This is a genomic window from Alloalcanivorax sp., assembly GCF_964221125.1.
Classification (GTDB): Bacteria; Pseudomonadota; Gammaproteobacteria; order Pseudomonadales; family Alcanivoracaceae; genus Alloalcanivorax; species Alloalcanivorax venustensis.
Window position 1 is genome coordinate 1 of the sequence record NZ_CAXPXK010000090.1, and the last position, 8683, is coordinate 8683.

9 protein-coding genes are annotated in these 8683 nt (G+C 67.8%); all 9 read left to right on the forward strand.

The features are described 5' to 3' along the window. Window positions 1-1605, forward strand: a 1605-nt coding sequence (leuS, locus tag ACEQZD_RS10820) for a leucine--tRNA ligase (protein ID WP_370185401.1), incomplete at its 5' end; no start/stop codon positions are given. A 20-nt stretch (window positions 1606-1625) separates the two neighbouring features. Beyond that, window positions 1626-2135 carry an LPS assembly lipoprotein LptE gene (gene lptE / locus ACEQZD_RS10825; protein ID WP_142949566.1) on the forward strand — a complete coding sequence of 170 codons (510 nt, stop codon included), beginning with the start codon at window positions 1626-1628 and terminating at the stop codon, window positions 2133-2135. A 5-nt stretch (window positions 2136-2140) separates the two neighbouring features. Beyond that, on the forward strand, window positions 2141-3142 hold the full coding sequence (gene holA / locus ACEQZD_RS10830; RefSeq protein ID WP_335629443.1) for a DNA polymerase III subunit delta: 1002 nt from the start codon (window positions 2141-2143) through the stop codon (window positions 3140-3142). Between the two features lie 92 nt (window positions 3143-3234). Continuing rightward, window positions 3235-4089 carry a class I SAM-dependent methyltransferase gene (locus ACEQZD_RS10835; RefSeq protein WP_194856584.1) on the forward strand — a complete coding sequence of 285 codons (855 nt, stop codon included), beginning with the start codon at window positions 3235-3237 and terminating at the stop codon, window positions 4087-4089. An 88-nt stretch (window positions 4090-4177) separates the two neighbouring features. After that, window positions 4178-5434, forward strand: a complete 1257-nt coding sequence (locus ACEQZD_RS10840) for a glutamate-5-semialdehyde dehydrogenase (RefSeq protein WP_142949615.1) — start codon at window positions 4178-4180, stop codon at window positions 5432-5434. Beyond that, window positions 5421-6110 carry a nicotinate (nicotinamide) nucleotide adenylyltransferase gene (gene nadD, locus ACEQZD_RS10845; protein WP_335629440.1) on the forward strand — a complete coding sequence of 230 codons (690 nt, stop codon included), beginning with the start codon at window positions 5421-5423 and terminating at the stop codon, window positions 6108-6110. Before ACEQZD_RS10840 ends, nadD begins: the two co-directional genes overlap by 14 nt. After that, window positions 6107-6466: a ribosome silencing factor gene (gene rsfS / locus ACEQZD_RS10850; protein ID WP_067606306.1), complete on the forward strand. Its 360-nt coding sequence runs from the start codon at window positions 6107-6109 to the stop codon at window positions 6464-6466. The genes nadD and rsfS overlap by 4 nt, the downstream gene beginning before the upstream one ends. A gap of 35 nt (window positions 6467-6501) precedes the next feature. Then, the gene (gene rlmH, locus ACEQZD_RS10855; protein WP_142949570.1) at window positions 6502-6972 is read left to right on the forward strand and encodes a 23S rRNA (pseudouridine(1915)-N(3))-methyltransferase RlmH; all 471 of its coding nucleotides are present in this window, start codon (window positions 6502-6504) and stop codon (window positions 6970-6972) included. A 21-nt stretch (window positions 6973-6993) separates the two neighbouring features. Next, window positions 6994-8683: penicillin-binding protein 2 (mrdA, locus tag ACEQZD_RS10860; RefSeq protein ID WP_370185405.1), on the forward strand; the 1690-nt coding region annotated here is incomplete at its 3' end.

Sequence of the window (8683 nt, forward strand, 5' to 3'; positions counted from 1 at the left end):
CAGCACGCCGGCGTGGCCGAGGCGGACATCGCCACCATGGAGAAGAAAGGCATCTTCACCGGCGTGTATGCCCGGCACCCGATCACCGGCAAGGACGTGCCGGTGTGGGTGGCCAACTTCGTGCTGATGAGCTACGGCACCGGCGCGGTGATGGCGGTGCCCGCCCACGACCAACGCGACTTCGAGTTCGCCCACAAGTACGGCCTGCCGATCAATCAGGTGATCGAGCCCGCCCACGGCGAGACCCTGGACCTGGACAACGAAGCCTTCACCGCCAAGGGCAAGCTGGTTAACAGCGGTGAATTCGACGGCCTGACCTCCGAGCAGGCGTTCGACGCCATCGCCGCCTGGCTGTCCGAGCGCGGCCTGGGCGAGAAGAAAGTGAACTACCGCCTGCGCGACTGGGGCGTGTCCCGGCAGCGTTACTGGGGCGCGCCGATTCCGATGCGCTCGCTGGAGGACGGCACCCAGGTGCCGGTGCCGGAAGACGAGCTGCCGGTGGTGCTGCCCGAGGACGTGCGCATGGACGGCGTCACCTCGCCGATCAAGGCCGACCCGGAGTGGGCCAAAACCGAACACCAGGGCCAGCCCGCGTTCCGCGAAACCGACACCTTCGACACCTTCATGGAATCGAGCTGGTACTACGCCCGCTTCACCTGCCCGGACGAAGACCAGGCGATGCTGGACCCGGCCCGCGCCAATTACTGGCTGCCGGTGGACCAGTATGTGGGCGGCATCGAGCACGCCATCCTGCACCTGCTGTACGCGCGCTTCTTCCACAAGCTGTTGCGCGACACCGGCCTGGTGGAGTCCGACGAGCCGTTCAAACGGCTGCTCTGCCAGGGCATGGTGCTCAAGGACGGCGCCAAGATGTCCAAGTCCGAGGGCAACACCGTGGACCCGCAGCAAATGATTGAGGAGTTCGGCGCCGACACCGTGCGCCTGTTCATGATGTTCGCGGCGCCGCCGGAGCAGTCCCTGGAATGGAACGATTCCGGCGTGGAAGGCGCCCACCGTTTCCTCAAACGGCTGTGGCGGCTGGTGGCGGAACACGTGGAAGGTGGCCCGGCGCCGGCGCTGGACCCGGCCGCCCTGGACGACAGCGGCAAAACGCTGCGCCGCAAGACCCACGAAACCATCCAGAAGGTCAGCGATGACATCAGCCGCCGCTACACCTTCAACACCGCCATCGCCGCGGTGATGGAACTGAGCAACGAAGTCAGCCGCTCGTTCAACGAGGGCGGCGACGAAGGCCCGGCCCGGGCGGTGCGCCAGGAAGCCCTGGAAGCGGCGGTGCTGCTGCTGTCGCCGATCGTGCCCCACGCCGCCCATGCCCTGTGGCACGCCCTGGGCCATGACGAGGCGGTGATCGACGCCGCCTGGCCGGCGGTGGACGAGAGCGCCCTGGTCAAGGACACCCTGGAGATGGTGGTACAGGTGAACGGCAAAGTACGCGCCAAACTGACCGTGCCCGCCAGCGCCGATAAAGAGAGCGTGGAAGCGCTGGCCCGGGAAGAAGCCAATGTGGTGCGCTTCACCGAAGGCAAGACCATCCGCAAGGTGATCGTGGTGCCGGGCAAACTGGTTAATATTGTCGCCAACTGAACATTGATCGGAGACCGCCAGTGATACGTCACGCCCGAACCGCCCTGCTGCTCACCGCTGCCGCCCTGCTGCTGGCGGCCTGCTCCGGCTGGCAACTGCGCGGTCAGACCTCCACGCCGGAGCTGGAGTCGATCACCCTGGACGGCGCCAGCGCCCGGCTTCGCTACACCCTGGAGGACGAGCTGGAACCCAGCGGCGTGCTGATCCACGGCGAATCACAGAACATCGTGATGATTCTCGACGAACGCTGGGACAGCCGCACCGCGGCGGTGGACGCCCGCGGCCGCGCCGCCGAGCGCGAGCTGCGCTACGAAATCACCTGGCAACTGGTGGACCGCGACACCGAGGCGATGCTCAACCCGCCACGGCGTATTTCCGCCCTGCGCAGCTTCGCCTACTCGCCGGATAACGTCACCGCCACCTCCGACGAGGAAGAACTGGTGCGCGACGATCTCTACGAGGATGTGGCCTACCGGCTGATCAACCAGCTGGCCAACGCCGCCCGCAAAATCGACAGCCGGAACCGCTAGCCGCCATGCGCCTGCGTGTGGAGCAACTCGCCAAGCACCTGCAAAACGACCTGCTGCCGGTCTATCTGGTGGCCGGCGACGAGCCCCTGCAGCAGGACGAATGCCTGGATGCCCTGCGCGCCAGCGCCCGCCAGAAAGGCTTCGACGAGCGCCACCGTTTCAGCGCCGACACCGGCATCGACTGGAACGCCCTGCTCAATGAATCGCAAAGCATGAGCCTGTTCGGCGGCCGCCGGATTCTGGAACTGGTGCTGCTGGAAAAGCGCCCGGACAAAGCCGGCAGCCAGATCCTGCGCGATCTGCTCGACCACCCCAACGACGACACCCTGATTCTGATCCGCTGCTCGCGGCTGGACCGCCGCAAGGACTGGAACAGCGCCTGGGTCAAGGCGGTGGAAAAGGTCGGCGCGGTGGTGGAGATCTGGCCGGTGGAAGGCAAGCAGCTGCAACACTGGCTGCGCGACCGGCTCGCCGCGCTCAAGTTGACCATCGACGACGACGCCCTGGAACTGCTGATCCAGCGCAGCGAAGGCAACCTGCTGGCCGCCGCCCAGGAAGTGGACAAGCTCGCCCTGCTGGCCACGGACGGCCGCGTCGACGCCGCCACCGTGCAGCAGGCGGTGGGCGATTCCAGCCGCTACACGCCGTTCGACCTCACCGACGCCACCAGCGGCGGCGACGCCAACCGGGCGCTGCGCATTCTGCGCACCCTGCGCGCCGAAGGCGTGGAAGCACCGGTGGTGCTGTGGGCCCTGGGCCGGGAAATCCGCGCCCTGGACGCGCTCGCCACCGGCGGCGCCCCGCCGCGCCTGCCGCCGCAGCGGCTGCGCGCTCTGCAGGCCCAGGCCGGGCGCATGCCGCCGCGCCAGCTGCACCAGTGCCAGGCGCTGGCGATCCGCGCCGACCAGGCCGTCAAAGGCATGGGGCCCGGCGACCCCTGGCAGTTTCTCGCCGGGCTGGTGCTGCGCCTGTGCGGCAAACCGCTGCCGGCGATCCTGGAAAAGTAGCCGCCGCCTGTTTTGGCCCCTTCGCCCCCGGCGTCGGGCGACCGGCTTTGCTAGCCTTCGGCGTTGCGATCACCACCACAGGCAGGACCGCCATGGACAAGCACGCCCCGGACACCTCGTCGATCAGCTTCACCGCGCTCTATACCGGCCAGGTATGGGTGCGCAACGGCCTCTCCGAGCCGTTCTTCCAGACCCGCTCGGGGGCGCTGCTGTACGGCGCCATGAGCCCCATGGAAGCGCTCGGCAAGCGGGTACTGGGCGGCAATATCCGCACCTTCCTGCTGCAGCGCCACCATCTGATCGACGCGCGCCTGGAGGCGCTGATCGAGCAGCATCCGGATTTGCAGGTGGTGGAGATCGCCTGCGGGCTGTCACCGCGCGGCTGCCGCTTCCGGCAACGCTTTCCGTCGATCACCTATGTGGAGGCGGACCTGCCCGACATGGCCGACCGCAAACGCCGCCTGCTGGCCGCCAAGGGCTTCTTAAGCGCCACCCACCGCGTGGTGCCGGTGAACATTCTCGCCGAGGACGGCCCGGACAGCGTCGCCGCCCTGCTCGACGGCCTGGACCCGGCGCGGCCGGTGGCGGTGATCACCGAGGGGCTGATCAACTACTTCAGCCTGGACACCGTGACGCCGTTCTGGGGCCGGCTGGCCGCCGGCCTGCGTCGTTTTCCGCGCGGCGTGTATCTGAGCGACAACTACCCGCTGTACGCCAACATGCGCTTCCACCGCACGCTGAAAACCCTGGGCGGGTTGCTGGGCGCGATATCGCGCAGCCAGGTGGCGTTCCACTTCCGCTCCGACGCCGACACCGAGCGCCACTTCCTGAACCAGGGCTTCGACGCCCTCACCGTCCACGACCCGGCGGATTTCTACACCGCCCTGCCCATCCCCCGCACCCGCGGCACCCCCATGGTGCGCGTGCTCGAAGCCTCCGTCTCCTGAAAGCGCTGGTTTCGCCCGGGGCCGGGAAACGCCTATACTAGGCGCCTTCCGATTCTTTTCCGGTCAAACAATGGGCATCGCAGAGAACATGGATATCCAGCAGTACATGGCGACCGTGGGCGAGCAGGCCCGCGGCGCGTCCCGGGCCATGGCCCGGGCCACCGCCGGCGACAAGAACGCCGCCCTGAGCGCCATCGCCGGCGCCCTGCGCGCGCACCGCAGCGCCATTCTCGACGCCAACCAGCGTGATCTGGCGCGCGGCCGTGACAGCGGCCTGGACGCGGCGCTGCTGGACCGCCTGGAACTGACCCCGGAGCGCTTCGACGGCATGGTGGAAGGCCTCGAGCAGGTGATCGCCCTGGCCGACCCGGTGGGCGGCATCACCGACCTGAACTACCGGCCCTCGGGCATCCAGGTGGGCAAGATGCGCGTGCCGCTGGGCGTCATCGGCATCATTTACGAGTCGCGCCCCAACGTCACCATCGACGCGGCGGCGCTGTGCCTGAAATCCGGCAACGCGGCGATTCTGCGCGGCGGCTCCGAGGCGATCGATTCCAACCAGGCGATCGCCGAGTGCCTGCGCATCGGCCTGCGCGAGGCCGGCCTGCCGGAAACCGCCGTGCAGGTGATCGAGACCACCGACCGCGCCGCCGTGGGCGAGCTGATCACCCACCCCGAGTGGGTGGACGTGATCGTGCCGCGCGGCGGCAAGGGCCTGATCGAACGCATCAGCAACGACGCCCGGGTGCCGGTGATCAAGCATCTGGACGGCAACTGCCACGTCTACATCGACGCCCAGGCGGACGCCGGCAAGGCGATCAAGGTGGCCTACAACGCCAAGACCCAGCGCTACGGCACCTGTAACACCATGGAAACACTGCTGGTGCACGCCGGCATCGCCGAACGGGTGCTGCCGGAGCTGGCCGCCCAGTATCAGGCCGCCGGCGTGGAGCTGCGCGGTTGCGAGCGCAGCCGGGCGCTGCTCGACGGCATCGGCGAAGCCACCGAAACCGACTGGGCCGAGGAATACCTGGCGCCGGTGCTGGCGATCAAGCTGGTGGACGGCCTGGACGAGGCGCTGGAGCACATCCACCGCTACAGTTCCGGGCACACCGAGTCGATCATTACCGAAAACTACACCCTGGCGCGGCGGTTTCTCGCCGAGGTGGATTCCAGCTCGGTGATGGTCAACGCCTCCACCCGGTTCGCCGACGGCTTCGAGTACGGCCTGGGCGCGGAGATCGGCATCTCCACGGACAAGCTCCACGCCCGCGGGCCGGTGGGCCTGGAAGGGCTCACCAGCCAGAAGTGGGTGGTGCTCGGGGACGGGCATGTTCGGACGTGATACCGCGTCCGACCTTCCTTTGATCCTGTTCGGCGGTACTTTCGACCCGATTCACCGTGCCCATCTGCGGGCCGCCCTGGCGGTATCCCGGGCGCTCGGCGATGCGCCGGTGCATCTGTTGCCCAACGCGGTGCCGCCGCACCGGCCCCAGCCCCTGGCCACCGGCGAGCAGCGGCTGGCCATGGTGCGCCGCGCCTGCGCCGGGCACAAACAGCTGGTCGCCGACGACTGGGAGCTGCGACACCCCAGCGGGCCGTCCTACACGCTGGCCACCCTGAAGCACTACAAACGGCTGATCGGCGCGCGCCCTCTGGTGTTCGTGGTGGGCGCGGACAGCTTCGCCGGTCTGCATCGCTGGCACCGTTGGCGGGAATTTCCCGCCCTCTGCCATCTGGCGGTGGTGCCACGCCCGCACAGCCCGCCGGCGCCGCTGTCGGTGCAGCGCGCCTTCCCGGCGGCGCCGGCGGCGCTGCTGCGCCGGCGGCCGGCGGGGCGGCGCCTGATGCTGCGCCGCCCGGAAATGGCGGTGGCCGCCACCGATATCCGCCGTGCTCTGCAGCACGATGGCGCCGATTATCACCTGACACCGGCGGTGCTGGCCCATATCCGACGCCTGGGCCTGTATAATGCCGACACCGTTCACCCAACCCGTCACGCACACAACGAGGCCCCATGAGTTCTCAACCCCCTTTGCTGGATCTGGTAATCGACGCTCTGGAAGAAATGAAAGCCAAGAACATTACCAGCCTGGATGTGCGCGCCGTCACCAGCGTCGCCGACGACATGGTGATCGCCAGCGGCACCTCCAGCCGCCACGTCAAAGCCCTGGCGGATTCGGTGATGGAAAAGGCCAAGAAGTCCGGCTATAAGCCCCTGGGCACCGAGGGCGAGCGCGGCGCGGAGTGGATCCTGGTGGATCTGGGCGACGTGGTGGTGCATCTGATGCTGCCGGCGACCCGGGAGTTTTATGATCTGGAGCGCCTCTGGCAGAATCCGGCGCACCATCCGGACCGGTCGCCGCAAAGCGACTGACCCTTTGCCATTCACTTGCGCGGCGGGTGTGTTGTTTGCGTATTCATCTTCTGGCTGTCGGCGGCAAAATGCCCTCCTGGGTGATTCAGGGCTTCGGCGAGTATCAAAAAAGGATGCCGCCGGACATGCGCCTGGAACTCGAGGAGATTCCGCTGCCTAAGAGAAGCAAGGGGGACACCGCCGCCCTGGTGCGCGCCGAAGGCGAAGCACTGGAGAAGCGGCTGACGAAATACCCCGGCGCCCATCAGGTGGCGCTCGAAGTGGGCGGCCGCGCGCTCTCCACCGAGCAGCTCAGCGAGCGCCTTGGTACCCTGAAGGACCTGGGCCAGGATCTGGTGGTGCTGGTGGGTGGGCCGGACGGTCTCTGCCCGCGGGTGTCCGCCGCCGCCCATGAGCGCTGGTCTCTGTCACCGCTGACCCTGCCGCATCCGCTGGTGCGGGTTCTGCTCGCCGAGCAGTTGTATCGCGGCTGGACGCTGCTCGCCGGCCATCCGTATCATCGCTGAACCATCGACTATCAGGGCCCAATGCGCCGACCTCTGACCTTAAAAGACCACCACCACGAGCAGCGGATTTTCAGCTTTCGGCTGCTGGTGAGCGCCATTCTGGTCACCCTGCTGACCGTCGGGCTGGTGGGGCGCATGGCCTGGCTGCAGATTTTCCAGCACAGCCGCTATACCACGCTCAGCGATGAAAACCGGGTGCAGACCCAGGCGGTGCCGCCGCCGCGCGGCCTGATCACCGACCGCAACGGCGAGATTCTGGCCGCCAACCGGCCGGACTTCACCGTGGAGGTGATCGTCGAGCAGATTCCCGACCTGCAGCGCACCCTGCGCGAGATCCACCAGCTGGTGCCGCTGGAAAGCGACGACATCGAACGCTTCAACAAGCGTCTGCAGGGGCCGCGCCGGCCCTGGGACCCGATTCCCCTGCGCGGGCGCCTCAGCGAGGACGAAATCGCCCGCATCACCGTGAACCAGCACCGGCTGCCGGGCGTGCGCGTGGCCGCCAACCCGGTGCGCCACTACCCCCACGGCAAGCTGTTTTCCCACGTGCTGGGCTACGTGAACCGGCTCAACGCGGAAGACCTGGACGGCATGACCCTCACCGAGCAGGGCGATTACGCCGGCACCCACTACTACGGGCGCAGCGGTGTGGAGCGCTACTACGAGAACCGCCTGCACGGCCAGGTGGGTTACCGTCAGGTGGAAACCAACGCCCGCGGCCGGATACTGCGCGTGCTGGAGCAGAAGCCGCCGGTGCCCGGTGAAAACCTGCGCCTGACCCTGGATATGGACGTGCAGCGGGCCGCCGACGAAGCCCTCGGCGACCGGCGCGGCGCGGTGGTGGCCATCGACCCCCGCGACGGCAGCGTGCTGGCGTTCGTCAGCCGCCCGGTGTTCGACCCCAACCTGTTCGTCAACGGCATCTCCCACCAGGACTACGCCCGCTACCGGGAAGACCTGGACAACCCGCTGTTCAACCGGGCGCTGCAGGGCCGCTACCCGCCCGGCTCCACGGTGAAGCCGTTTATCGGGCTGGCGGGCCTGGACGCCGGGGTCACCGACTGGCAGCGCACCATCTTCGACCCCGGCTACTACCAGCTGGAGGACAACCCGCACCGTTACCGGGACTGGAAGCGCTGGGGCCACGGCCATGTGGATATGAACAAGGCGGTGGTGCAGTCCTGCGACACCTATTTCTACGATCTGGGTTTCAAGCTGGGCATTTCCCGCATGCACGATTTCCTCAGCGACTTTTCGCTGGGTCAGCCCACCGGCATCGACCTGTTCAACGAGTCCTCGGGGCTACTGCCGTCCAAGGAGTGGAAACGCGCGGCGCGCGGCGCCACCTGGTACCACGGCGACACCATCAACGCCAGTATCGGCCAGGGCTTCATGCTGGCCACGCCCCTGCAACTGGCCACCGCCACCGCGATTCTCGCCCACCACGGCAAGCAGGTGACGCCCACCCTGGCCGCCGACGCCCTGCGGGTGCCGCCGCGCCCGGATATCACACTGAATAATCCGGACAACTGGCAGCGCATGGAAGAGACCATGGCGGAGGTGGTGCACGGCGAGCGAGGCACCGCCAAGGTCATGGCCGAGGGCGCGCCTTACCGGATGGGCGCCAAGACCGGCACGTCCCAGGTGTTTTCCGTGGGCCAGGACGAAACCTATAACGAGGAAGAGTTGGCCGAGCGGCTGCTCGACCATG